This is a genomic window from Sphingopyxis selenitireducens, assembly GCF_051550705.1.
Lineage (GTDB): Bacteria > Pseudomonadota > Alphaproteobacteria > Sphingomonadales > Sphingomonadaceae > Sphingopyxis.
In genome coordinates this window covers 21,297-44,813 of the sequence record NZ_JBPULG010000003.1, presented here as the reverse complement: position 1 = coordinate 44,813, position 23,517 = coordinate 21,297, and the positions used below count along the sequence as shown (strand labels likewise).

Below are 23,517 nucleotides of genomic sequence, written 5' to 3'. Positions count from 1 at the left end.
TGACGCGGGTTCGAATCGCAGGCTGTAACAAAACTCCTGTCTAGGCCGATGGCAGCTAAGGCTGCTTTCGGAGTGTGACATGGCAACGATTTCGACCCTGCCCATCCCCGCCCGCTTTCCCGACCCCTTCACCACCGACCCGCATGTTCCCGAAAGGCTGATCGGCGAACGGCGCAGTTATCGTTCGGTATGGGTCAGCGACATTCACCTTGGCACGCGCGGCTGCAACGCCGCGATGCTGATCGACTTTTTCGACCATGTCGATTGCGAGACGCTCTATCTCGTCGGCGATATCATCGACGGCTGGCGCCTCAAGAAGCGCCATTTCTGGCCGCCCGAGCATAATGACGTCGTCTGGCGGGTGCTGAAGCGCGCGAAGCGCGGCACGCGCGTCGTCTATGTCCCCGGCAACCATGACGAGATGGTCAAGCCCTTCGACGGTTTCGATTTCGGCGGGGTCGAGATCCGGCGCGAGGCAATCCACGAAACCGCCGACGGGCGCAAATTGCTGGTCGTCCATGGCGACGAGTTCGACGCAGTGATGCTGGCGCATCGCTGGCTCGCCTTCGTCGGCGACGCCGCCTACACCGCGCTGATGCGGGCGAATGTCGTCGTGAACCGCATCCGCAGCAAATTGGGCCTGCCCTATTGGTCGCTGTCGATGGTCGCCAAGCATAAGGTCAAGAACGCCGTCCAGTTCATCGGTCGTTATGAGGAAGTCGTCGCCAACGCCGCGCGTTCGCGGGGGGTCGATGGCGTCGTATGTGGCCATATCCACAGCGCCGAGATGCGCGCGATCGACGGCGTCGATTATTATAATGACGGCGATTGGGTCGAGGGCTGCACGGCGCTGGTCGAGCATCATGACGGCACGATGGAAATATTGCATTGGGCCGCTGAAGTCGCAGCGCGCGTAGTGCCCGCGCAGCTCCAGCTGCCAGCCCCGGCGCGAGCCGCTTGAGGAATTGGGCATGAGGATCCTCATTGTCAGCGACGCGTGGGAACCCCAGGTCAACGGCGTCGTCCGCACCCTGCAGGCGACGATCGCCGAACTGCGCAAGGCGGGGCATGATGTCGGTGTCATCTCGCCCGACCTGTTCCGTTCGATCCCCTGCCCCTCCTATCCCGAAATCCGTCTCGCCTTTGCCGGCTGGCGCAGGGTCGGACGGCATATTCGCGCCTTCGCCCCGCAGGCGATCCATATTTCAACCGAAGGGCCGCTGGGACTTGCGGCGCGGCGCTGGTGCCTCAAGAAACATTTTCCCTTCACCACCGCCTATCACACGCGCTTTCCTGAATATGTCGCGGCGCGGATGCCGCTGTCGCCGGCCTTTGTGTGGCGTTTCATCCGCTGGTTCCACCGCCCGGCGCAGCATATCATGGTCGCGACGCGCAGCCTTGCGCGCGAACTCGCCGAACAGGGGCTGGACCAGACGATGATTTGGGAACGCGGGGTCGATCATGACCTGTTTCGCCCCGACCGCGCGCCGCATCCGCTGTTTGCCAAACTGCCGCGCCCGATTCAGCTTTATGTCGGGCGCGTCGCGGTCGAGAAGAATATCGATGCTTTTCTGGGCAGCGACAGCCCGGGAACCAAGGTGGTCATCGGCGACGGTCCTGCACTCGCCGAGTTGAAGACCCGGCATCCGACAGCGGTATTCCCCGGCAAAATGTCGGGCGAGGCGCTCGCCGCCGCTTATGCCGGTGCCGATGTCTTCGTCTTTCCCAGTCGCACCGACACCTTCGGGCTGGTTATCATCGAGGCGCTGAGCTGCGGCACCCCGGTCGCCGCCTTTCCGGTTCCGGGGCCCGCCGACATCGTCCGCGACAGCGCGGGCGCGCTCGACGAGGATCTGGACGCGGCGATTGCGGCGGCGTTGGCGTGCGAACGCCGCGATGCCGCCGCGCTCGGTGCGCGCTACAACTGGCCGGGATGCACCGCGCAGTTTATGAAGGCGCTGACCTTCATCCCCGCCGATTCATCATCCGGGACCAGCGTCGCCGCTCCGCGCCTCGCGGCCTAGAATGTCTTGCGCCACTCCAGCTCGATATAGCGGCCCAGCGGGTCGATATAGCCCGGCTGGTAATTGAGCGGCACCCGCCCGTTGCCGTCGGTGATCTTGCGCTGCGCGTCGAAGAGATTGTCGATCGACAGGCGCAGGCGCGATCCCTTCAGGAAGGGCGCAGCCTCGATCAGCTTGGGCTTCTGGTTAAAGTCCATGAAGAAGCGCAGGTTGAAGGTCGCGAGATCGCCGAAATCGAGATCGCCATTCGCCCCGCCGACCACCCGGCTGCCGCTGTCATATTTGGCGCTGAGGCGCGCCCCCATCCCCTGATAGAAGAGGCCGCCGTCGAGTTCGACGAGGTGGCGGTTGCTGCCGCCGTCGCCCGTCGCCGCCCCGTTTAGCAGGTCGAGTTCGGGCACGCCGGGGCCGATCGATATTTTGTCGGTCAGCTTGAGCGTGTGATAGAGTGAAACCTGCCAGCGACCGCCCTGTTGTTGGCCGCCCATCATTCCACCGGGGCCGCCCGGACCACGACCGCCGCGAAATCCACCACCGGGACCGCCACCAGGGCCCCCGCGCCGCCGCTCGCCCGCCGCTGCCGCAGGACGTTCGCCATCAGCTGCGGGCGCCGCACCTTCGCTGGCACCGCCGGGCGGCGGAGCCGCGCCTTCGCCGCCGCGCGCACCGCGCCGTTCGCCATCGGGACGGCCGCGACCGCGCTCACCGGCTTCGGCTTCCTTCTGGCCAAAGCTCTTGCCGAAGTTGAATCCCCAGCGGATCTGCGAATTGGTCGCGCGGTCGAAATTGATCGGCCGCTGATCGAGTGAGAGCAAAGTGCCGTCAGGCGCCCGCGTCACACGGTCCGGGAAGGCAGCCGCGATCGCATCGGTCAGCAACGGAAAGCCGTTCGCCGTGTCGTAACTCTGGTTGCGGTTATAATCGATCGAGAAGCGCAGCCCCTCGATCATCGGAACTTCCCAGTTGAGCCCGACTTTCAGGTCACGCCGCTGTTCGGCACGCAAAAAGGGATTGCCGCCGGTGATCGTCGTGATCTGGACCGTTTCGCCCGTCGTGAGGTCATAATAGGTCACGCCCTCGGTCTGCAGCGGCGCAGCGCCGAGCTGGGTCATGCTGGGTGCGGCTTCGTCATTCTTGTAGCTGGCGATCAGCGACAGATTGTCGGTCACGCCCCAGTTGAGCGTCGTCCCCCAGCTTTTCAGGGCAGAAAAATCGCTCGGCCGCTCGGCCTGCGCGTTCAGGGTCAGCGACACGCGGCCAAAATTGCCGACCTCATATTCGGGGTCAAACAACGGGATGGTCAGCGATCCGAAGACGCTGGGCGTGTCGCGCGACAAATGGGTGACGGCGCCGTCGGCCTCGCTGTCATAGCGCAGCCCGCTATAGCCGCCGGTGATCGATGCACGGATCGGTCCTGCCCATCCCTCCATGACGCTGCCAGAAATATTGGCATTGGCGCCGAAACTTTGCTGACTGCTGTCGAAACGGTCGCGGGTGCCACCCTCGCGGTCGGTGAAGGTGCGCGTATCGGAATCGGCATAATTGCCCGTTGTCGACCAGCGCCAGTCGCCCAACATCCCGTTGACGCTCGCCGACGTCGTCAGATTCTGCGCGCGATTGTCGCGGCGGCGCGGGTCGCCGGGACCGCCAAGACCGGGGCCGAGCAGGCTCAAACTGTCGGTCTGGTCGAACCGGACGCTCAGCGATGCCTCGGTCACCTTATCGATATTGCGAACGATCGTGCCGTCGATAACATATTCGTCGGTCGCCGAGAGCAGGCTGCGGGCGATGGCCTCCTCGGCGCGGAGCGGATCGTCATAGGCAATGTCGCGTTCGCTTTCGAGCAACAGCCCCTTATGCTCCCAGCCGGCATTGACGTTGATCCGGCCATCCTGTCCGATCGCCACAAAGGCGGGTTCGAGTTCGCTTTGCATACGGCCGCCCTTTGTCGGGATGCCGGCTTCGCCTTCGACCGAAATCTGACGGAAATTCGGCTTGAGCACGAAATTGACCACGCGCTCGGTTGCCGCATAGCCATATTGCAGCGCGACTTCTTCGGGGAACACCTCGACCTTCGCAATCGCTTCGGGTGGCAGGTTTCGGATCGCACCAAAGCCCGAAATGCGGCGCCCGTTGACCAGCATCACCGGGCGTCCACCCCCGCGTCCGCGCCCCGAGCGCGTCTGCGGTTCCAGCGCGTCGAGCAATTCCTCGATCGACGAGGCGCCATAGCTGGCGATCGCGGCTTCATCGAGTTCGACCTCGGCCGAGATATTGGTGTCGAGCTGTCCCGCCAGGCGCGGCGCGGTGACGACGATTTCCTCGCCGTCGATCTCGTCATAATCCTCATCGTCGTGGGGCGCGGCCGGCGCGCCGTCCGTCGGCTGGTCGGCAGCGGCCGAGACCGCCAGCGCGGCGATGCCGGCTTCGTCGGCCGCCAGCACCGGCGTCGCCGCCATGGCGGTCGCGGCAAGCAAAACGGCCCGGATCGAGAGAGTCTTATTCATTGGGAGAGGCGCCTTCTTCTATTCTTGTTATCGCTGTTTCTTACGGTCGGCCGGCTGAACCCGTCCTGACATTCTATTTGCCCCGCGGTTCATCTAGTCGCGATTTGTCGCAACAATGTGGCAGGGCGCGCGAAGTTCGACGGGCGTCGGGCATCGACTGCTGGACAGCATGGACGCATGCCCTTATCGGCCAGCCATGCCGACTCCAGACACGTCCTTCGCCCCTGAATCCATCCTGATCGTCGATTTCGGCAGTCAGGTAACCCAGCTCATCGCCCGCCGCGTCCGCGAGGCCGGCGTCTATAGCGAGATCGTTCCGTTCAACGCCGCCGAGGCTGCGCTCGAGCGGATGCAGCCCAAGGGCGTGATCCTGTCGGGGTCGCCCGCCTCGGTCCCCGCCGAAGGCAGCCCCCGCGCACCGCAATCGATCTTTGACAGCGGCCTGCCGATCCTCGGCATCTGCTATGGCCAGCAAGTCATGAGCCAGCAGCTGGGCGGCCAGGTCGAACCCGGTGGCAAGGATGGCGAGCGCGACGGCGAATTCGGCCGCGCCTTCCTGACCGTCACCGAACCCTGCGTCCTGTTCGACGGCCTGTGGGACGTCGGCGAACGCCATCAGGTCTGGATGAGCCACGGCGACAAGGTCACCGAATTCGCCCCCGGCTTCCGCATCGTCGCGGTCAGCGATGGCGCGCCCTTTGCGCTGATCGCCGACGACGAGCGCCGCTATTACGGCACCCAGTTCCACCCCGAGGTCGTCCACACCCCCGACGGCGCCAAGCTGATCGCGAACTTCGTCCGCCATGTCTGCGGCTGTTCGGGCGACTGGACGATGGCGGAATTTCGCGCCAGCAAGATCGCCGACATCCGCGCGCAGGTCGGCGACAAGCGCGTCTTGTGCGGCCTGTCCGGCGGCGTCGACAGTGCGGTCGCTGCGGTGCTGATCCACGAAGCGATCGGCGAGCAGCTGACCTGCGTGTTCGTCGACCATGGCCTGCTGCGCCTCAACGAACGCGAGCAGGTCGAGCGCCTGTTCCGCGACCATTATAATATTCCGCTCGTCGTCGTCGACGCCGAGGAGCGCTTCATGGCGGGCCTCGCCGGGGTCACCGACCCCGAGAAGAAGCGTAAGTTCATCGGCGGCGAGTTCATCAATGTGTTCGACGAGGAAGCGCAGAAGCTCGGCGGCGCCGACTTCCTAGCGCAAGGCACGCTCTATCCCGACGTGATCGAAAGCGTGTCGTTCACCGGCGGCCCGAGCGTGACGATCAAGAGCCACCACAATGTCGGCGGTCTGCCCGCGCGCATGAAGATGGCGCTGGTCGAACCGCTGCGCGAATTGTTCAAGGACGAGGTTCGCCTGCTCGGCAAGGAACTGGGGCTTCCCGACATCTTCGTCGGCCGCCACCCCTTCCCCGGCCCCGGCCTCGCGATCCGCATCCCCGGCGAAGTGACCAAGGGCGCGTGCGACACGCTGCGCAAGGCCGACGCCATCTATCTCGAAGAGATTCGGGGCGCGGGGCTCTACGATGCGATCTGGCAGGCTTTTGCAGTGCTGCTGCCGGTCAAGACCGTCGGCGTGATGGGCGACCATCGCACCTACGACAATGTCTGCGCGCTGCGCGCCGTCACCTCGACCGACGGCATGACAGCCGACATCTATCCGTTCGACGCAAGCTTCCTGAGCCGCTGCGCCACGCGCATCATCAATGAAGTGCAAGGGATCAACCGCGTGGTATATGACTATACGTCAAAGCCGCCCGGAACCATCGAGTGGGAGTGAAATTGGCCCCTCCAGAGGAGCCGAAACCACGCTCGGTTGCGACGTAACTCACTGATAAAAAATAATTTATCTCCAAGGACATTCACCGACAATCGGTGGGTGTCCTTCGGCGTTTGCGTCCTGCGTGACGGTATCGCCTCCCCTTGTTCACCGACGAAAAGCACGATACCGTCAGGGTCATAGCAGCCCTGACGGTATTTTTTTCTCCATAACATCTGGAAAAGCATAGCTTTTTCGGGCGGGAGAGGTGCGTTTTCGGGCTGACGGTAAAAATGGATCGGAGGCCCGGCAATGTTGACCGATACGGCGCTTAAGCACCTGAAACCAAAAGACAAAGCCTACAAGGTTTCTGACCGGGACGGCATGTATGTACGGGTCAGCCCGAATGGCACGATTTCCTTCCGGCTGGATTACCGTCTGAACGGCCGGAGGGAAACTGTAACCCTCGGAAAATATGGGGCTTCTGGTCTATCCCTCGCCCGTGCGAGGGAGAAGTGCATCGACGCCAGAAGGATGTTGCAGGAGGGCCTCTCTCCATCGATCGAGAAGCAGCGTGACAAGCGCCGCCTCAAGGAAGCCAAGAGTTTCGGCGAGTTCGGTGAGAAGTGGCTGAAGGACGCTCCGATGGCCGATAGCACGAGAGCCATGCGGCGCTCGATCTGGGAGCGCGAACTGCTGCCTGTGTGGCGCAACCGCCTGCTGACGGAGATCACGCCCGGCGACCTACGGGAGCATTGCCTGCGGATCGTCGATCGCGGTGCTCCGGCGACCGCCATCCATGTCCGCGACATCCTCAAGCAAATCTATGGCTTCGCCATCCTCCACGGCGAGAAGATCGCCAATCCCGCCGATGACGTTGGCCCTGCTTCGATCGCGACCTTCCGCCCCAAGGATCGCTCCCTTTCACCCTCCGAGATTCGCGTCCTGTTTCGCGTGATCGAGAAGGTCGCGACGCTCCCTACCATTCGTCTGGGCATGAAATTCTTCCTGCTATCCATGGTGCGGAAGAGCGAATTGCAGGATGCCGTCTGGGACGAGGTCGATTTCGAGAATGCCGTCTGGTCGATCCCGAAGGAGCGGATGAAGCGGTCTAAGGCCCACAACGTCTATCTTTCGACCCAGATGCTCGACATTCTGATTGCGCTGAAGACCTGCGCTGGCAATTCTAGGTATCTTCTCCCATCCCGCTATGACGCGGATGCGCCAATGTCGCGAGCGACCTTCAATCGAGTGACCTATTCCGTGGTAGAACAAGCCAAGCTGGAGGGGCTACCGCTCGAACCTTTCACGGTCCACGACCTGCGCCGTACTGGCTCGACCTTGCTCAACGAGCTTGGGTTCAACAGCGACTGGATCGAGAAATGCTTGGCGCACGAGGATGGCCGGTCGTCTCGCGGTGTCTACAACAAGGCGGAGTATGAGCAGCAGCGGCGTCATATGATGCAACAGTGGTCGAATACCGTCGAGGCATGGATTGCCGGGCAAAAATACGCGCCGGTCATCATGCCGCCGACCGCTCCGCTCCTCGAACTCGATCCAAGCCTGTGACGGTTCGGCTAGCCCCTGACCGGCCGGGTACGGCGGTCACGGACATCAACGACCTGGGCGCGGCGGATCGGCTTGGCTTGACGGTCAGCCAGCCACGCCTCCACTTCAGCAAGGTTCCAGACGACTGTGCGCGGCGAAAGGGCGTAGCGCCTAGGAAACTCGCCGCGCTGCTCCATTTCGAAGATGGTGCTGTCGGCGAGCGGAACCATCTCCTTCAGCTGCTGGCGACGAATTGTGCGAGTGTAGGAAATAGATGAATTCGCCATGAGATTTGCCTTTCGTTGCCGAATGTCAGCGCAGGAGACCGGATGTCTTCGTCCAACGGAAGAACTTTTCTCGGGTGGAGTGTTCTGGCGTAGAAAAACAAACATGGGGCTATCAGACGCGAGATTGCCGCTGACGGAATTGCCTCTAACCACTGCAATCCTTGGCATTCCAATGTGGCGCTCACGCTACTAGACCGAGATTGAAAAACATTTATGAAACGTTTCTGTAAACGTTGTTGAAAGGAGCTGAGAATCATGCCATCAGATGCTCAAGGAGAATCCGATGGCTACCGATCAAGAAGTTGGCGCATACCTGACCAGGCTGCGCAATGACGCTGGACTGAAGCAGGCTGCGCTCGCAAAGCAGCTTTCATGGAGCGGACCGCTCCTATCTCGCATAGAGAGCGGTGATCGTCCGATCAGCGCCGAAGAGCTCTCTATCATTCTGAATGGCATAGGCACCCCGGATGCCGTATCTGCGCTTGCTGCTCTTCAGCGAGAGTGGACGATTTTGCCCGCGCCGCCCTTGGGCGACCCAGATGGCGATCTTCTCTGGGAAACCGAAGAAGTGGCACGCGAGGTTCACGAACTCGCTGAGCGCCCAGACGTGAAGCAGTTCTTCGAGCGCCGTCTCGTTCGGTATGAGGAGGAGCTCGTGGCGGCAGCCGAGAAGGTGCGTGATAAGCGGTTTCGTGTAGCGCTGCTCGGCACCATCGCAGTCGGCAAATCCACAGCCATTTGCCGTGCGGAAGGCCTTGAGATGCCTAGCACCCGTGGGATGCCTAAAGCGGTCCTTGAAACGGGGGCTGGCGGCATCACCATTTGTGAGGTCCATGTCCGTCGCGGCCCCGGCTTCGGCGTGATAGTCGAGCCATGCAGCGAGGATGAACTGCGCCGTCAAGTCGCGGAATTTGCGGGTTTCCTCCTTAACCCTTCGCAGCCGGATGGTGACGATGGCGGCGCAGACGGCGGCACGCCCGGAATATCTCGTGAAGTCGAACGTGCGATCCGCAATATGGCTGGATTTAAGCGTCGCCGCGCTGAACGAAAGCCGGACGGATCGGTCGTCCCCGCCTGGGATGAAGCTCGAGAATTGGCTGGATTGCACAAGGAGGTGAAAGACCTCGCGGTCGAGATACTGGCGCGCATGGGGTTGCATCGCCGTGACCGGCGCGACGCTTGGTATTCCGACACTTCAGGGCGCCCTGCGCTCGAATGGCTTCAAGATATGTTCGAGCAGATCAATAACGGACGCCATGCGGAATTCGGCTTGCCTCGTCGCATCGAACTGGTCGCTCCCATGCCGATCCTTGGTGAGAGCGACATCGAAGTAACCTTGGTCGATACGCAGGGCATCGATGATATTGCGGAACGCGCCGATCTTGAGCAGCATTTCGATGATTCTCACACCGTCGCCATCCTTTGCACGGTTTTCAACGAAGCGCCGGCCACCGCAGTGCGGCAGCTCTTGATCCGCGCCAAGGAAGGTGGCGTCAGAACCCTTAAGAGCCACGCTTCCATTCTCGTTTTGCCGCGTCCTGGCGATGCTCTCGCCATGAAGGACAACGGCGCTCCAGTGCATTCCGCTGAAGAAGGGTACGACCTGAAAGCCGAAGAAGTTGCCCTTAAACTGCATCCTCTCGGACTTGATGGATTGCCTATCCAATTTTTCAACGCAGCTGAAGAAGCGCCAGAGGTGCTGCGCCGTTTCCTGCTGTTGCGCATTCGGGCGGTGCAGGAAGAGCATCGTCGTGAACTGCGCGAGATCATTGGCGGCGCCCGCGCACTTCTTGCTAATTATGAGAAAGAGCAGTCACGCGAAATCATGCGGATCGCGGCGAGGCAGCTCACCACTTGGCTGGAAAATAACACCACTCTTGCCCCACCGCGAAATCGGAGGGTGCGTGACAGTCTCGCGCGCGCCATCCGCGCTGCCCATGCCCAGACCATATATGCATCGGTGATCCGAGAAGGCGATTGGGGCAATCTCGATTATTCCCATCAGCTTAGCCACGGCGCACGGCGCGTCGCTGCATCGATGGCCGAACCTCGACTGAAGGGATTCCAGGAGGTTGCAATCAACATACTCAACGACCCCGAGTTCGCAGATGCTCATGATTTGGTCCGCCAGACGGTGCGTGCGCTTGAAGCCGGTTTTGATGCGTTGATCCGTAAAACCCAGCTTGTCGGACAAAGCGTATATGCTGATGAAATGCGGGTTGATGCAGATTTCTGGCGCGAATGCTATCGGGAGTGGGGGCGTGGACGCGGGTATCGCGAGCGTGTCGCGCAACGGAATGAAAGCTGGTTTGACGAAGATGACCATGACGATAGCGATACCCGGGTGATCGATGCGATCTCCACGGAGTGGACCGCTAGCGTTGCTTCCGTCGAAGCCTTGCTGGAGCAGAGCTAGGTTCCTTTGGCCGGCAGTCGTTCAAGGCGCATTCGGCTGCCGGCTTTCAGCACCGAAATTTCAGGGTAGGAAGGCCAGCCTTTCACGGCGCATCACTCGCCGCTGACCAGCGTGGCATAATGGTGGAAAATGGATACGCTTGAGCCTACGGCACGATCTGAGCGAATGCGGCGCGTGCGTGGAAAGGACACGCGGCCCGAAATGATCGTGCGGCGACTGGCGCATCGGCTCGGCTATCGCTTCCGCCTGCATCGTCGAGACTTGCCTGGCAGTCCCGACCTCGTGTTTCCAGCTCGCAGAGCAGCTATTTTCGTACATGGCTGCTTCTGGCATCAGCATGAGTGCCCGCGTGGGGCGCGCCGACCATCCAGCAACGCGACATACTGGCATGCTAAGCTGGACCGAAATGTCGAACGGGACAAGCAGGCCCGGCAACGGCTTGAGAACGACGGTTGGCGCGTCCTGGTGCTGTGGGAATGCGAGATGCGCGACACCGATCAGCTATCGCGGCGCTTGACCAGCTTTCTTGATGCTTAGACCCGCCGGATCGCAGTCATGTCGGACACTTTTTGCACGACGCCTGCGCGCCGGATCGTCGTGCGCCGCATGAGGTCAGGGCCGTTCTGCGACAGCTCGAAATCTACATGGTTCAATTCGGCATCTCCACCTTTGAAGCAGTCATGGAAGGCGGATAACAGCTCGACGGCTTCAATCGGTTGGGCCGCGACAGTCGGCATCGTGCTGGATGGAACGGTGCTGGGCAGCAGATAGATGCAAGCAGGGGGAACCCGAAACGGTCCAATATCGGTCAGTCGTGTTTCGTCATTGTCGGCGATCTTGGGGCATCGCCGGCCGATTGTTCCGCACACCATATCCCATACGATCAGGCCATCGACGCGCTGATTGCGGGAAATCATCTCTGCGCTCAAGCGCGTATGGATTCCCGACCAAGCATTGCGGCGGGGGTCGGCTCCGAGATTTGTGCAGATGCTCCAGATCACGAACTCATCGGCATCAGCCGGCCGCTCAAAGATATTGGTGTTGTTGCCGTCCAGGCAACCTTTGAGATCGATGACGGCGGTGCGGCCGGATCGAAGCCGCACCAAATAGTCATTGCGGCTCGCGTCCCCTGTAAGATCCCATCCGGCGATGAAGCCTTCATCCTCCATATGATTGAGGACATGCTGAACAAACTCGCGCTTGGCGCGCATCGTGGCGGAGAACTGGCCTCTTACCCGCTCGACGGCGCCTCGGAACAGGCCCGAGTTGTAAAAATCGCGTTCGTCCAGGCCATGATCGCCAAGCCGGTGCGCCTCGGTTTTTAAAACCTCGGCGAACCGCTCAATTTGCGCTCGGAGATCGCTGTTCTGCTCGCATGGTATGACGCTCATGCCGCAGCCCGTTCGGCGGCCTCCGCCATGCCTAAAAGCGGCTCCAAGATATGATGGGCAAGGTGCCGAACGACCGGCACCGCGACCCCGTCGCCGGTGAGATGGTACGCTTCATTATAGTTGCGCGGCAACTTGTAGTCGTCGCCCAAGCCCATAAGGCGCGCCGTCTCGCGCGCAGAAATCAGCCGCGATCGCACCTTGGAGCCATCGACGACGACGATCACTTGGCGACTAGAACCGCCAGCAGGCGTGCGCAGACAACCGGACACGTCATCAAACCGGATTTCGGCCCGCTGAACTTTCACGCCACCCTCGACCCGGGTGCGTTTGTAAACCCCTCCGACCATGCGATGCCCCGCTCGCTTGGCGGCGTTCACTTTGGCCAGGTTGATGGGCGACATCATGCCGAGAAGTTGCTGGGTTTCGGCCGGCGTGTGCCACGATACACTCGTCGGATTATCCTCGATCATGCTCACGAACGTCGTATTGCGCCGACTGGGCGTCGGCATGTTCCACCATAACATGGCTTGCCTTAGCTCGGCAGGAAGCCGTTCGACGGCGCTTTTCAGCCCGCGAGTGTGGAATGGCTCAATTGGTCCTGGCGCGAGCAACGCTGGTTCAATCGGCACGTCCGCACGGACTCCGACCACGAATAGCCGGGGGCGAGAATGTGGGAGGAAAAGGTCCGCATTGATGACTAAGGCGCCGCAGCGATAGCCCGCGTCCGCGAAGGTCTGGCAGATCGCCTCGAAATCTTTGCCTTCATGCGACGTCAACGTGCCGCAAACGTTTTCGAGCGCGATGACTCTGGGCGCCCGTCCATCCGCGATAAGGCTGCGGATCACGTCCCAGAAAGGATAGAATGTGCCGGAGCGTTCGCCGCGCAACCCGGCGCCTCCGCCGGCCAGGGACAAATCCTGACAAGGAAACGACCCCCAAACGAGATCGGCTGCGCCAGGTAGCTTGTCAGCGGTGATTTGCTTTACGTCGCCAACCATCAGTTCGCCGCCGGTGCCCCAGTTGGCTTGGTAGGTAAGTCCCTTCTTATGATCGAAGTCGTTGGCGAACAGGCACGTCCAGCCCGCGCCCAAGCCAGCGCGAGCCATGCCGCCGCCTGCAAAGAACTCGTAAAAATCAGCCATTGGCGATCTGACCTTTCCCGGTCTGATCAATGGCGCTTGTTTCGCGCGCCAGCTTCTCCGCAATGGCTTCGGTGATCCAGGTGTTGCGTGAGACGCTGCCGAGGCGATCGGCGCGCGCAGCATCAATCAAAGCGAACGTTTCAGCCGATAGGCGGAGATTGATGCGATCAAGGTCGCGGACGGTAGATGGCTTAGGAGATGCGGTCATGGCGCCATTGTGGCGCCATGACCGCATCTTGTCCATAGCGTTCTGCGTATGTTCTAATATTTTAGCAAGGGCTATTCTTCCCCAGGATCCGAGTCGCCAGCAAGGCCCAGCAATTCCGCGTGATAGCTGGCCAGCCGCTTGAAATGTGCGTCCATCGCGCGAGCGACCTGCGGAGAATTTTTGACCGCGAGGAAGTGGCCGACGATATTCGTGTAATGGCTGGCTTGGCGGGGGAGCCGCTGCACAGGGTCAATCTTATCGGCGATCTCTTCGTCCGACATGACCTGCACCACTTGCGCCGGATCCGGCGGCACGGCCCCTTCTGGCGGCGGAGCCGGAATGGACCCGTTCATCAACTGGGATTGCGGATTGAAGTGATGGAAGAGGAGATTTTCCAGCGGCGTGATCTCTTCCCTGGTTTCGACAGGATACGCCAAAACCCAGGCAATTTCCCAAACATCAATCTGGCGGTTGGCAATGATATCGGATCGAGCGGACGTGAGGTGTCGCGCCACTCGGCTCCTAATGCCATCTTTTGACTGACCAACGTAGATGGGAACCTTATCTAGATCGCAAAGTACGTAAACACCGATGCTGCTGGTAAGGGATCGTACCGCCCTTTTTCTGAAATTGAAATCAATCGCCACGGTATTTACTCACCCTTCTCGTCTTCACCCTCTTTGGTGTCGCGTTCTGCGACCTGCGCTTGACCGCCGGTCTCGAAAAAGCGAGCTTCAGACAGGGCTTGTAGTCTCATCGCCTGCACAACCAAAGCTCGTCGTAGCCCCGTTCCCTTCAGTTCCCGCTCTGATATAACCTGAGCCAAGCGGGATATCGTAAGAGCCCGACGGGCGATCCTGGTGTCCGGATGACCCCGGATGGATATCAAGATCTCAGGAAGTATCTGCGCGCTGAAGCATTCAGGAAGAGTGTCGATATCGTCGGACGACGGCGGGTCTTTTTCATTCAAGAGGATGGGATATTGCCCATCGCCCTTAAGGCTGTTGAACACCGCTCGTTCCAGCTTGTTGAGTTCGTCTATAACAACTGGACTGTTGGCGGGCTCATCCTGAAGATCAGGGAGAGGCCATACTGAAATATGGCAGACCTCAAAGGGATCTAGAACTGACATCGCAACCGCATCAGTGCGTTGGTTTGTAAGATGTCGTCCTATTCGTCCGCTTATTTTTTCACGAGTTTGGCCAACATAGATTGGACTATTTTCGTAATCAAAGAATGCGTAGACGCCCTTCTTGAAAGCGCCAAGTTGAACGGGCACCGATGAATGTCCGCCGTTTTTCCCACGAAGCTTCTTGAACTTGGTCAGGAGAGGAGCGCCATCTGCATCGGTAGGGACTATATCATAGAAGCTCTTCAAGCCTTGGCGCAGGCTTTCTGTCTCAAAAGAGGCTCCCGGTATCTTCACCTCTTCCGCGTGGCCATCTTGTCCTTTTTTCCCTTTAGCCACTCACATTTCTCCCTCATCGAATGAACTTTAGTATCCAAAGACGGGAGGCGCCAAGTCGCTGGCAAAATTATATCGATGGGGGGCGGGAGCGCCGAGGGGGCTTGCTCAGCTTTGCAGACAGCCTCGTTTACATGCCCATCGCAGAGATTGCGCGCCCCGGTGGTGTGGACGCAGGGACCACCGGGGGATACCTGACTGTAATAGCATATTTCAGCGAGGATTTCGAAGGGCTCCGCACTTTGGCGACCTTGAGAGATCGATGTTGGAATGGAAAAACACGCACGCTGAAACCATAGGCGCCTCCCTGCGGGACCGCCGCTCTATCGCCTGACGGCGACCGAACCCCGGACGGGTTTCGGCCCGGAAGGGTGACGATCGGACTGGCGGGCTGGCGCTCGCGCGCCGGATTGGAAATCCGAGAGCGGATTTGCAACTTTCATATCAATGGAGATCGGGCCGGGGCGTTGCCGCCCGATCACGCTGGTCTGTCGTTGCACTCCATGCATGGGGTGGGCGTCACTTCCCTCTAGGCCTGCCGCGCCAGGCCGCAACGCGCGGGTCCGCGCTTACCTCCTCTTCGTTTCGGCCCTGCGGGTGCGCCCCGGCTCTGCCGGCAGGCCAACCGGCAAGCTCTTTCGCCGCCCACCCCATTTCCGGGGTGCGTGTGGTTTTGAAGGAGTAGGCAAATGAACGCTGTTACCGAAACCCATACTGCGCAAGGACTGACCGGCGTGGAAATCTTCGTGCCCTTGAACAAGCTGCGCAAGTCTCCCAGCAATGCCCGCAAGGTGCCCCATGGCGAGGCCGCTATCGAGGCGCTGGCCGCATCAATCCATCACAAGGGCATGATCCAGAACCTTGTCGTGGAACCGGAAATAAAGAACGACCAGCCGACCGGCTATTATCTGGTGACGGCAGGCGAAGGGCGCAGGCAGGCGCAGCTTCTGCGGGCCAAGCGCAAGCAGATCGGCAAAGCCGAACCCGTGCGCTGCTGGCTCGATACCAGCAATGATCCGTCCGAGGTCAGTCTGGATGAGAATATCACCCGCACCAACATGCACCCGGCAGACCAGTTCGAGCGCTTCCATGAGCTTTCGGTCAATCGCGGCTGGGGCGCGGAGGAAATCGGGGCGCGCTTCGGTGTCTCGGCGGAGGTCGTGAAGCGGCGGTTGAGGCTGGGCGCGGTCAGTCCCCGCTTGATGGACATCTACCGGCAGGACGGCCTGACGCTGGACCAGTTGGCTGCCTTCGCCATCACCGACGACCATGCCCGGCAGGAACAGGTGTTCGACAATCTCTCCTTCAACAAGGAGCCATGGATTATTCGCCGCGACCTCACCGTCGACAAGGTGCCTGCCCATGATCGCCGTGCCATCTTCATCGGCGCGGATGCCTATGTCGAGGCGGGCGGCCATATCACCCGTGACCTCTTCACCGAGGATGATGGCGGCTATTTCGAGGATGGCGTGCTGCTGGAACTGCTGGTCGCTGAAAAGCTGCGCGAACTGGCGGCAGGCATGCTGGGCGAAGGCTGGAAATGGGCCGAGGGGCTTGCCGACTTCCCGCACCATCATGGGATGCGGCGCTATTACCCGCAGGGTGTTGCCCTGCCCGATGTGGACAAGGACCGACTGGATGAGGCCACTGCGGAATATGACGGCCTGATGGAGGGTTGCGACGATTATGACGCCATGCCCGGCGATGTGGTCGCGAAGGTGAAGGCGCTGGATGCCGAGATCGACGCCATCGAGGCGAAGCAATATGCCTATGAGGCCGATGTGATTGCGCGGGGCGGCGTGTTTGTCTGCCTTGGCTCCAACGGGATTGCGCGGATCGAGCGCGGTTTCGTGCGGCCCGAGGATGAGCCGCAGGCCGAAGCGGACAGCGAGGAACGGGATGAGAGCGGCTTGCCCGCCACCGATCCCGATGACGATCAGGATGACGAGGGCAGCGAGGAGGAAGAGGAAGCCGGATGTGCCAAGCCGATTTCCGACAGCCTTGTGCGCGACCTTACTGCCCATCGCACCCTCGCATTGCGGTTGGTGCTGGGCGACAATGTCGGCGTTGCCATGCTGGCCCTGACACATGCCATGGTGTCCGACCTCTTCTATCATGGCCGGGCAAAGTCTTGCCTTGAGGTTCGGGCAACAAGCGAGGCGCTTGGCACCCATGCCGATGGGATCGCGGACACAGGCGATGCCGAAGCCTTGGCCGCGCGGCATGATGGCTGGGGCACGCAGCTTCCGACCGATGCTGATGACCTCTGGCTGTTCATCGCCGAGATGGAGGATCGCAGCCGGGACGAATTGCTGGCCCATTGCGTGTCCCTGACCGTCAATGCGGTGAAGCTGCCATGGGAGCGCTCGGTCAGCCCGGTGGCGGCAGCGGACATCATGGCAAGCGCCGTCGATCTCGATATGGCCCGGCACTGGACGCCGACCGCCCGCAGCTATTTCGGGCGCGTAACCAAGGACCACATCGCACAGGCCGTCAGCGAGGCCGTGTCGGTGGAAGCGGCAGACCGCATCCGTCCGACGAAGAAGGCGGACATGGCCGATGCAGCCGAGCAGCTTGTGGCTGGCACAGAATGGCTACCCCAGCCGCTGCGCACCGCGAAGGTTGAGAGCGAGGCGGACATGGTCGCCAATGACGACCAGCAGGACCGTTACGCTATCGCAGCCGAATAAGGATGAGGCCGGAGCCGCCCGCAGCGGTTCCGGCTTTGCCCTGCTGGCAAAAATCGCGGCCGCGCCTCACCGGCGCGGCCATGTTTGTTGAAAGATGCCTTTTTCACCCATCCTGCCAGTTCGCCAGCACCGGGCCGCTCGTCGGAAGGCAAGCCCCGAAGCGCGGCACGGTCGCTGCGCAGCAGGATGCGGGGGGCAGGTCATTGCGAGGACGAGATTGGACGGCATTGCGATGCAATCGGTGGGAGCACCAGCGACTTGAATGCAAATGCCGCTGCCGAGGCATAGGGTCTATCCTCGTCGTTGACGCCACTCATCCGGCGCGCTCATTTTGCCAGTCCACCGCCATGATGTGCCGCAGCCATCGCTATCCTTATCGACCTGGCATCATCCCTGCGACGGCCATGAGGGCAGGCAGGTCACGATCCGGTCTCCACCCTCAAACCTCTCCCGGCCACGGCCCCGTTCCATGGTGCGCGCGGTGCGCCCCCACGGCCTCTCCCGTTGCTTGTTCTGGCCGAACCTGACCGCTTTCCCGCAACGGTGCCGGGCGGCTTTCTTCCGCCGCCGGATGAACCGGCTTTGCATCGCGAGACAAGAAAGCCGCCCGGCACCGTCCTCCACTCCGTTTCAGCCCTGGCAGGTGCAGGAGCGTCCAGCCCCGTCCGGACGACAAGCATCGAGGCCGCGAAGGGCGCAGCTCTCGAAACCAGGAAAGGAACGGACAATGGCCATCATCGGCACCTTCAGGACCAGCGACACCGGCTTCGTCGGCACGCTTCGCACCCTCAGCCTCAACGTCCCGCTCGAACTTCGCCGGGTCGAAAAGGACAGCGAAAAGGCACCCGATTTCCGCATCCATCGCGCCGAGGACGGCTATGAACTGGGCGCCGCCTGGCAGAAGATCAGCCGCGAGGATCGGCCCTATGCCTCGGTGAAGCTGGACGATCCGAGCTTCCCGGCCCCGATCTACGCCAGCCTGATCGAGAGCGATACGCCGGGCGATTTCAACCTCATCTGGTCGCGCTGACCGAAAGAGGCACCCCGCCAGCGAGGCGGGGTGCCTCTTTCGCCCGCAGGAAAGGCTTGCCCAACGGCGGGCCTTCGTCTATTTGCGAATTAATCGCAATAAGCGAAGCCGAAGCGCATGAGGGGTAGTTCAGAAAGGACCACAGATGACCCGCCATTTCACGCCGCCCGTCCACCAGACCACCGCGCCAGCGACCATGCTGGTCGATGCGATCCGGTGCTGGAGCGAGGCGCGAATGGCCGGGGAGCCGGTCCAGCCCTGTCTCTCCCGCGTGCTCGACGCGCATGATTGCACCATGCTGACGCCGGTGCTCGACAGCCTCATTCATCTCTATGAGATCGGCCTCGGACGCCCTGTTCTGGCGGGCGACGGTCCCGACATTTCCGAGGACGAGCATCTGCTACTCGACCTCATCGACGGGCGTTTCTCGCGCAAGGCTTGCCTTGCCTGCGACAAGGACATCGCCACCGCGCTCGACTGCGCCATCTGCTCCACCCGGATCATGATGGCACTGACGGTTCCGGCCCATGCAGCGGCTCCTGCACCGACCTATCGCCTGCAATGAGCGGGCATCCGCTCGGCACCGTCCATCCTGTCCGAACCCGCGACGGGCGCAGTCTGCATGCCATGACACGCGGCGAAAGCCCGCCCGGCACGCCAGTCGTGATATTCGAGGGCGGGCTGGCCGCGCCGCGATCCAATTGGGGGCTGGTGGTGCCGCTGGTCGCCGGGTTCGCGCAGGTTGTGGTCTATGACCGGGCGGGACTTGGCCAGAGCAAGCCGGACAGTCGTCCCCGGACCATGGCGCGCATGGCGGACGATCTTGGCGACCTGCTCGATACGCTGGGACCGGGGCCGTTCATTCTGGTCGGGCATAGCGCAGGAGCGCTGATCGTTCGGCTCGCCGCCGCCGACCGCCCGCAGCGGATCGCCGGGCTGCTGCTGGTCGATCCTTCCGACGAAGGCTGCGACACCGTCTTCAAGCCATGGTTCCGGCTGTTCGAGAAGGTGGTCCAGCATGCCAGCAGCCTCCTGGCGCGGCTGGGCCTGCTCGAACGGCTCTATCGCGGCCAGTTTAGGCAATTGCCGCCCGCGCTCGAAGCCGAGTTCAGCGCCGAAGCCTTCACGCCCGCCGCCATGCGGACGCGCGGGGCGGAACTTGCGGGCTTCGTGACGGCGATGAACGAGTTGCGCAGCGCGCCTGCCGTGCCGGTCGATTATCCGGTGACGGTCATATCCGGCGGGCTGGCCGATGCTGGCATGTCGTCGTCCCTGCGCGCCGAGGCGAATGCCGCCCATGCCCGGAGGGCGCAGCTTTCCCGCGCAGGCCGTCATGTAATTGCCGAGCGCTCAGGGCATTTCGTGCCGCTGACCGAGCCGGATGTGATCGTCGCGGCCATCAGAGAGATGCTGGCATGATGTCCTTGCAGGTCCGAAGCGCGCGATCATCCACGCAATAATCGATCGGGCGCTGCCCGCCGAGCTTAGGATTCGGAGATCTGCACCAAAGCTGGGCTCTCACCGGATCACGCGCCCGTTTGCCGGCGAGGTCCGCCAGCTCCTCCCGATTTTTCTCTAATGCGGCTTGCTGACGCACTTTCGCTGCTTCTCGGGCTTCGGCTTCACGCCGTTCGTTGTGTAATCGCGCAAGTTCCGACGTGGCACGAGCCAAACCTTCATCGGACTGGGTTGCAAGGTCGAGCGGTGCCTTACCATCAAGCTGAGTATTCGCTGCAAGCAGCCAATTTTGCGCCAACTCGCCCAGCACTGACGACGCCTTGTCCTCGATCGTCGAAATCCGCCTGTTGAGTTCCGCCTGCGCCAATCGGGCGACACGTTCCCGCTCCTTTTGGAGCCGGCGCTCCTCCTGCGCGATCTCCTGGCGCTCATATTCCGCCAGCAACGGCAGGCCCCGAAAATCATCGGCAAGGTGCCGTCCGCTCACCATACCAGAAATGGCTTCGTGGAATGCACGGGCCTCGTCCTCATCATATGAGGTCACGAACCAATCGACCCATTCGGCCCGATCAAAGCCGGTGGTCTCGTTCTCCGGGATGTCCGACAATATCATATCAAGCCAATCGGTGACTTCTTCCCTCCGCTCTCGTTCCTGCTGCCAGCTTGCTTCCTGCTTCTTGCGAAGGTGCACGGCACTGCTCGACGGTAGCCATTCTTTGCCGCCGACCCGCTTGGAAAACATCCAATGCTGGTCCTTCAGCCATTTGAGATAGCTGTGAACAGCATGCCAGGGATCCTGAAATGCAGGGAAATCCCGTTGCATCCGGGCCGATGTCTCCTTGGAGATATGGTTGTCGAGGCCCGGCCATATGAGATCTCTGACATAGGCGAGGGCATCACTGGTTTCGAACACGCCCGCTGACGCGGTCGCCTTATCCCAGAGAAAGCGGTTCACCAGCCGAGCTTGCCAATAGGCGGGCGGCACCCGGAAACATGCTGCCCCTTTCACTGCATGGCCGATTCTTTGAGAAAAGCCGCGCTTCAACGCCAGGCCATGTTGCTCGGTCAGATTCTCGTCTGGTTCTTCGCGGACTGTCTCGACCTTGTTCCAGATTGCCGCGATCTTCTCATATTCGGCATCCAGAACCTGCTGCTTCGCCTTGGCTTCTGATGCTGCCTTAACCTCCATGCCCTGCTGAACCTTGGCCGCTCTGGCATTATGCAGCCATTCGCGGGGTGCCGTTTCCAGGATGGCATCGTCCCATGCGCCGCGATCGTCCCAATCGAGCTTCGACAGGTCAATCTCGACCGAGGAAATGCCCCGCCCTCTGAGTTTCTCCAGCTTGATGGGGTCGACACGATGACGGACATAAATCTCGATATGCAGAACCTTGCCACGGTCCGCGATAAGAAGCAGGTCCGGCCGGACATTGCCGTCTGCCTTCTCGACCTTTACCCCCGAGAATCTATATTGCTGGCGGTCCGAAATGGGTTCCGTCCGTCCGGCTGCCTTTGCCTGAACGGCAGGAATCCACAGCCATAGCTTCTCCGCCAGCAAGGTCTTGGCGAAGAAATGCAACTCCGATTCCGGGGTCGGCCGACAATTTGTGGGAGCGTGGTGGGCAAAATGCCAGCGCACCTTAGGGCCTTGCTTGGCAAGGACCGGCTGCCCGCATTCGTAGCACATGCAGCGACAGCGCAAGCCGTTGGCGACATCCTTGACGTCAGCCCGTTTGCCGTCAGGCCCAACCGCCTGCGTGGGGTGCCAACCGTCCGTCATGAAAATTCAGTCTGATGAGATGTCCGCATAGCCGAGCGAGAGTAGCGCAAGAGCTGTCGGTCGCAATGCTGAGTGCTGCATCCGGTTGAACCGGACGCAGCACGTCATTCCGGTTGTTAGCCGTTCAGCTTGTCCTTCACCGCCTTGGCGGGCGTGAAGCTGAGCTTGCGCGATGCCTTGATGGTCATCGCCTCGCCGGTGGCCGGGTTGCGGCCTTCGCGCTCCGGGCTGTCCTTGACCTTGAACTTGCCGAAGCCGTTGAGCGAGATTTCCTCGCCCTTGGTGGCCGCATCGCCGATCGCGGCAAACACGGCATCGACCAGCTTCTTGGTGTCGGCCTTGGTCAGGCCGTGGTCGCCGGCCAGCTTTTCGGCGAGATCGCTGTTGTTCATGAAAATATCCTTCTTGTTGTTGAAACCTGGGCGGCCGCTCTAACCACAACCGCAGCCGGCGTCACCGCATGACCGCTCGCGCCAGAAAGCCGCGACCAGCAGCATCACGCCGACCAGCGCAAATGGCGCGCCATTGTCGATCGTATAGACAAAGGTGCCGACGATCGGGCCGAGGATGATGCCGAGCCCCTGGGCGGCAGCGATCGATCCGGCCGCCGCGCCCTGTTCGTGCGCCTCGACCGAATTGGCAGCGAGGGCCGACACTGATGGGAAGACCCAGCCCATGCCGAAGGCGGCTGTCGCATAGCAGACCCATAGCAGCGGTGCGCTGTTCGCCAGCGTGACGGCGACAAAGCCGATGCCGCCAATGACTGCCCCCACACGGATCAGCCGCATCGGCGACCAGCCAAGCTGGCGCAGCACGACCTGCGCCAGCACCAGCGCTACGCCGACCACGGCGAGCGCGATACCCGCCGCATTGGCCGCACCCGCCGGATCGAGATGCAGCCGGTCGAGCGCGAAGAAACCCACGGTGATTTGCGCGACGGCAACGCTGAACATCGCGACGAAGGCGATCGTCATCGGCTGGCGCAGCCGCTGGTCGGTCAGGCGGAGCGGATCGGCCTTGGGCGGGGCATGGTGTTCGTGGCGAGGCAACACGCGCCACAGCACCAGCAGCGCAACCGCCGGGAGCAGCGCGGTCAGATAGAGCGGCAGGCTGAGATTGATGGGGCCGACAAGGCCGGCGAAGCCGGGGCCGATCACCATGCCGGCCGCGCTTGACGCACCGATGGCCGCCATGGCTTTGCCTCGCTCCTGCGGCGGGACATGGTCCGCGACCAGCGCCGTGCTGGTGGCCGGCACGGCAGCATAGAAGACCCCGGCAATCCCGCGTCCCAGCACGAGGCCGACGAAGGCCAATGTCGGCGCCATCGCCGTGCGCAATGCCAGGTCGATAAACAGCGACAGCAGGAAATAGACGATGGCGAAACCGCTGAGGCCGAACAGCAGGATAGTGCGGCGTCCGCGTCGGTCGCTGGCCGCACCCCAGATGCGCGCCATCACCATCCAGGCGACCCCCGCCACCGTCATCGCCGCACCCACCTGCCATGGAGACAGCCCGATGACGCGGGCAATCGGTCCGGCCAGCGCCACGAAGGCCATCATCGCCATCGAGCAGACGAAGGTCTCGAACATAAGCGGCTTCAGGCTGAAGCCAGTAGCCGCTGGCGCGTGTGGGGCGGTCTCCGCAATTCCCGTCATGATATTCCTTTTGCGAGTCGTTCGCAAATACTGGACCGGGCTAACGCACGGATCAACCCTGTGGGCGCCGATTGATCTCGGCGCGGTGCTTGGGGCGCTGCCCCTGGCGCGCTGCGAAGCCGCTTCCGCCCAGCTTCCTTCGTGCAGCCGGTTC

20 protein-coding genes are annotated in these 23,517 nt (G+C 61.7%); 10 read left to right on the top strand and 10 right to left on the bottom strand.

Features of this window, described 5'->3' with window-relative positions; genetic code table 11:
- Positions 1–79 precede the first annotated feature (79 nt).
- Complete coding sequence (locus ACSYDV_RS10250; protein ID WP_438323711.1) at positions 80–961, top strand: UDP-2,3-diacylglucosamine diphosphatase; 882 nt, start codon at positions 80–82, stop codon at positions 959–961.
- A 10-nt stretch (positions 962–971) separates the two neighbouring features.
- The gene (locus tag ACSYDV_RS10245; RefSeq protein ID WP_438323710.1) at positions 972–2,024 is read left to right on the top strand and encodes a glycosyltransferase family 4 protein; all 1,053 of its coding nucleotides are present in this window, start codon (positions 972–974) and stop codon (positions 2,022–2,024) included.
- Here the strand turns inward: ACSYDV_RS10245 and ACSYDV_RS10240 are convergent.
- Complete coding sequence (locus ACSYDV_RS10240) at positions 2,021–4,531, bottom strand: TonB-dependent receptor plug domain-containing protein (protein ID WP_438323709.1); 2,511 nt, start codon at positions 4,529–4,531, stop codon at positions 2,021–2,023. The two genes, ACSYDV_RS10245 and ACSYDV_RS10240, sit on opposite strands and share 4 nt — an antisense overlap.
- 196 nt (positions 4,532–4,727) lie before the next feature.
- Between ACSYDV_RS10240 and guaA the strand changes: the two genes are divergently transcribed.
- Complete coding sequence (guaA, locus tag ACSYDV_RS10235; RefSeq protein WP_438323708.1) at positions 4,728–6,314, top strand: glutamine-hydrolyzing GMP synthase; 1,587 nt, start codon at positions 4,728–4,730, stop codon at positions 6,312–6,314.
- A gap of 291 nt (positions 6,315–6,605) precedes the next feature.
- Positions 6,606–7,862, top strand: a complete 1,257-nt coding sequence (locus ACSYDV_RS10230) for a tyrosine-type recombinase/integrase (RefSeq protein ID WP_438323707.1) — start codon at positions 6,606–6,608, stop codon at positions 7,860–7,862.
- 8 nt (positions 7,863–7,870) lie between these two features.
- On the opposite strand, the gene ACSYDV_RS10225 is transcribed toward ACSYDV_RS10230, so the two are convergent.
- Positions 7,871–8,128: a helix-turn-helix transcriptional regulator gene (locus ACSYDV_RS10225; RefSeq protein ID WP_438323706.1), complete on the bottom strand. Its 258-nt coding sequence runs from the start codon at positions 8,126–8,128 to the stop codon at positions 7,871–7,873.
- Positions 8,129–8,411: 283 nt separating this feature from the next.
- Here ACSYDV_RS10225 and ACSYDV_RS10220 point away from each other — a divergent pair, with 283 nt between their 5' ends.
- Positions 8,412–10,544 (top strand): helix-turn-helix domain-containing protein, encoded by a 2,133-nt coding sequence (locus ACSYDV_RS10220; RefSeq protein WP_438323705.1) that lies wholly within the window; start codon positions 8,412–8,414, stop codon positions 10,542–10,544.
- A gap of 129 nt (positions 10,545–10,673) precedes the next feature.
- On the top strand, positions 10,674–11,081 hold the full coding sequence (locus tag ACSYDV_RS10215; protein WP_438323704.1) for a very short patch repair endonuclease: 408 nt from the start codon (positions 10,674–10,676) through the stop codon (positions 11,079–11,081).
- Here ACSYDV_RS10215 and ACSYDV_RS10210 read toward each other — a convergent pair.
- Genes ACSYDV_RS10210 through ACSYDV_RS10190 form a run of 5 tightly spaced genes read right to left on the bottom strand, consistent with a single transcriptional unit; the run spans position 11,078 to position 14,753 of the window.
- The gene (locus tag ACSYDV_RS10210) at positions 11,078–11,935 is read right to left on the bottom strand and encodes a hypothetical protein (RefSeq protein ID WP_438323703.1); all 858 of its coding nucleotides are present in this window, start codon (positions 11,933–11,935) and stop codon (positions 11,078–11,080) included. The genes ACSYDV_RS10215 and ACSYDV_RS10210 overlap by 4 nt on opposite strands.
- A complete protein-coding gene (locus tag ACSYDV_RS10205; protein WP_438323702.1) occupies positions 11,932–13,077 on the bottom strand; it encodes a DNA cytosine methyltransferase in 1,146 nt (381 codons plus the stop codon). The genes ACSYDV_RS10210 and ACSYDV_RS10205 overlap by 4 nt, the downstream gene beginning before the upstream one ends.
- Complete coding sequence (locus ACSYDV_RS10200) at positions 13,070–13,321, bottom strand: hypothetical protein (RefSeq protein WP_438323701.1); 252 nt, start codon at positions 13,319–13,321, stop codon at positions 13,070–13,072. The genes ACSYDV_RS10205 and ACSYDV_RS10200 overlap by 8 nt, the downstream gene beginning before the upstream one ends.
- A gap of 35 nt (positions 13,322–13,356) precedes the next feature.
- Complete coding sequence (locus ACSYDV_RS10195) at positions 13,357–13,932, bottom strand: GIY-YIG nuclease family protein (protein ID WP_438323700.1); 576 nt, start codon at positions 13,930–13,932, stop codon at positions 13,357–13,359.
- A gap of 5 nt (positions 13,933–13,937) precedes the next feature.
- Positions 13,938–14,753, bottom strand: a complete 816-nt coding sequence (locus ACSYDV_RS10190) for a GIY-YIG nuclease family protein (RefSeq protein WP_438323699.1) — start codon at positions 14,751–14,753, stop codon at positions 13,938–13,940.
- Between the two features lie 686 nt (positions 14,754–15,439).
- On the opposite strand from ACSYDV_RS10190, the gene ACSYDV_RS10185 reads away from it, so the two are divergent.
- The 4 genes from ACSYDV_RS10185 (at position 15,440) to ACSYDV_RS10170 (ending at position 19,889) form a co-directional block, all read left to right on the top strand.
- On the top strand, positions 15,440–17,440 hold the full coding sequence (locus ACSYDV_RS10185) for a ParB/RepB/Spo0J family partition protein (protein ID WP_438323698.1): 2,001 nt from the start codon (positions 15,440–15,442) through the stop codon (positions 17,438–17,440).
- Positions 17,441–18,167: 727 nt separating this feature from the next.
- Complete coding sequence (locus ACSYDV_RS10180) at positions 18,168–18,470, top strand: DUF736 domain-containing protein (RefSeq protein ID WP_438323697.1); 303 nt, start codon at positions 18,168–18,170, stop codon at positions 18,468–18,470.
- A gap of 145 nt (positions 18,471–18,615) precedes the next feature.
- The gene (locus tag ACSYDV_RS10175) at positions 18,616–19,035 is read left to right on the top strand and encodes a hypothetical protein (RefSeq protein WP_438323696.1); all 420 of its coding nucleotides are present in this window, start codon (positions 18,616–18,618) and stop codon (positions 19,033–19,035) included.
- 62 nt (positions 19,036–19,097) lie between these two features.
- Positions 19,098–19,889, top strand: a complete 792-nt coding sequence (locus ACSYDV_RS10170) for an alpha/beta fold hydrolase (RefSeq protein WP_438323695.1) — start codon at positions 19,098–19,100, stop codon at positions 19,887–19,889.
- Here the strand turns inward: ACSYDV_RS10170 and ACSYDV_RS10165 are convergent.
- The 3 genes from ACSYDV_RS10165 to ACSYDV_RS10155 form a co-directional block, all read right to left on the bottom strand.
- Positions 19,870–21,708 (bottom strand): competence protein CoiA family protein, encoded by a 1,839-nt coding sequence (locus ACSYDV_RS10165; protein ID WP_438323694.1) that lies wholly within the window; start codon positions 21,706–21,708, stop codon positions 19,870–19,872. The genes ACSYDV_RS10170 and ACSYDV_RS10165 overlap by 20 nt on opposite strands.
- A 116-nt stretch (positions 21,709–21,824) precedes the next feature.
- The gene (locus ACSYDV_RS10160) at positions 21,825–22,100 is read right to left on the bottom strand and encodes an HU family DNA-binding protein (protein ID WP_438323693.1); all 276 of its coding nucleotides are present in this window, start codon (positions 22,098–22,100) and stop codon (positions 21,825–21,827) included.
- Between the two features lie 39 nt (positions 22,101–22,139).
- The gene (locus tag ACSYDV_RS10155) at positions 22,140–23,363 is read right to left on the bottom strand and encodes an MFS transporter (RefSeq protein ID WP_438323692.1); all 1,224 of its coding nucleotides are present in this window, start codon (positions 23,361–23,363) and stop codon (positions 22,140–22,142) included.
- Between the last annotated feature and the right edge of the window lie 154 nt (positions 23,364–23,517).

Excerpts from the sequence above, each read along its gene's own strand:
- guaA (WP_438323708.1), top strand. The coding sequence starts at position 4,728 with ATGCCGACTCCAGACACGTCCTTCGCCCCTGAATCCATCCTGATCGTC.
- ACSYDV_RS10180 (WP_438323697.1), top strand. The coding sequence starts at position 18,168 with ATGGCCATCATCGGCACCTTCAGGACCAGCGACACCGGCTTCGTCGGC.
- ACSYDV_RS10205 (WP_438323702.1), bottom strand. The coding sequence starts at position 13,077 with ATGGCTGATTTTTACGAGTTCTTTGCAGGCGGCGGCATGGCTCGCGCT.
- ACSYDV_RS10240 (WP_438323709.1), bottom strand. The coding sequence starts at position 4,531 with ATGAATAAGACTCTCTCGATCCGGGCCGTTTTGCTTGCCGCGACCGCC.
- ACSYDV_RS10175 (WP_438323696.1), top strand. The coding sequence starts at position 18,616 with ATGACCCGCCATTTCACGCCGCCCGTCCACCAGACCACCGCGCCAGCG.
- ACSYDV_RS10220 (WP_438323705.1), top strand. The coding sequence starts at position 8,412 with ATGGCTACCGATCAAGAAGTTGGCGCATACCTGACCAGGCTGCGCAAT.
- ACSYDV_RS10245 (WP_438323710.1), top strand. The coding sequence starts at position 972 with ATGAGGATCCTCATTGTCAGCGACGCGTGGGAACCCCAGGTCAACGGC.
- ACSYDV_RS10165 (WP_438323694.1), bottom strand. The coding sequence starts at position 21,708 with ATGACGGACGGTTGGCACCCCACGCAGGCGGTTGGGCCTGACGGCAAA.
- ACSYDV_RS10250 (WP_438323711.1), top strand. The coding sequence starts at position 80 with ATGGCAACGATTTCGACCCTGCCCATCCCCGCCCGCTTTCCCGACCCC.
- ACSYDV_RS10155 (WP_438323692.1), bottom strand. The coding sequence starts at position 23,363 with ATGACGGGAATTGCGGAGACCGCCCCACACGCGCCAGCGGCTACTGGC.
- ACSYDV_RS10160 (WP_438323693.1), bottom strand. The coding sequence starts at position 22,100 with ATGAACAACAGCGATCTCGCCGAAAAGCTGGCCGGCGACCACGGCCTG.
- ACSYDV_RS10215 (WP_438323704.1), top strand. The coding sequence starts at position 10,674 with ATGGATACGCTTGAGCCTACGGCACGATCTGAGCGAATGCGGCGCGTG.
- ACSYDV_RS10210 (WP_438323703.1), bottom strand. The coding sequence starts at position 11,935 with ATGAGCGTCATACCATGCGAGCAGAACAGCGATCTCCGAGCGCAAATT.
- ACSYDV_RS10225 (WP_438323706.1), bottom strand. The coding sequence starts at position 8,128 with ATGGCGAATTCATCTATTTCCTACACTCGCACAATTCGTCGCCAGCAG.
- ACSYDV_RS10185 (WP_438323698.1), top strand. The coding sequence starts at position 15,440 with ATGAACGCTGTTACCGAAACCCATACTGCGCAAGGACTGACCGGCGTG.
- ACSYDV_RS10200 (WP_438323701.1), bottom strand. The coding sequence starts at position 13,321 with ATGGACAAGATGCGGTCATGGCGCCACAATGGCGCCATGACCGCATCT.
- ACSYDV_RS10230 (WP_438323707.1), top strand. The coding sequence starts at position 6,606 with ATGTTGACCGATACGGCGCTTAAGCACCTGAAACCAAAAGACAAAGCC.
- ACSYDV_RS10170 (WP_438323695.1), top strand. The coding sequence starts at position 19,098 with ATGACACGCGGCGAAAGCCCGCCCGGCACGCCAGTCGTGATATTCGAG.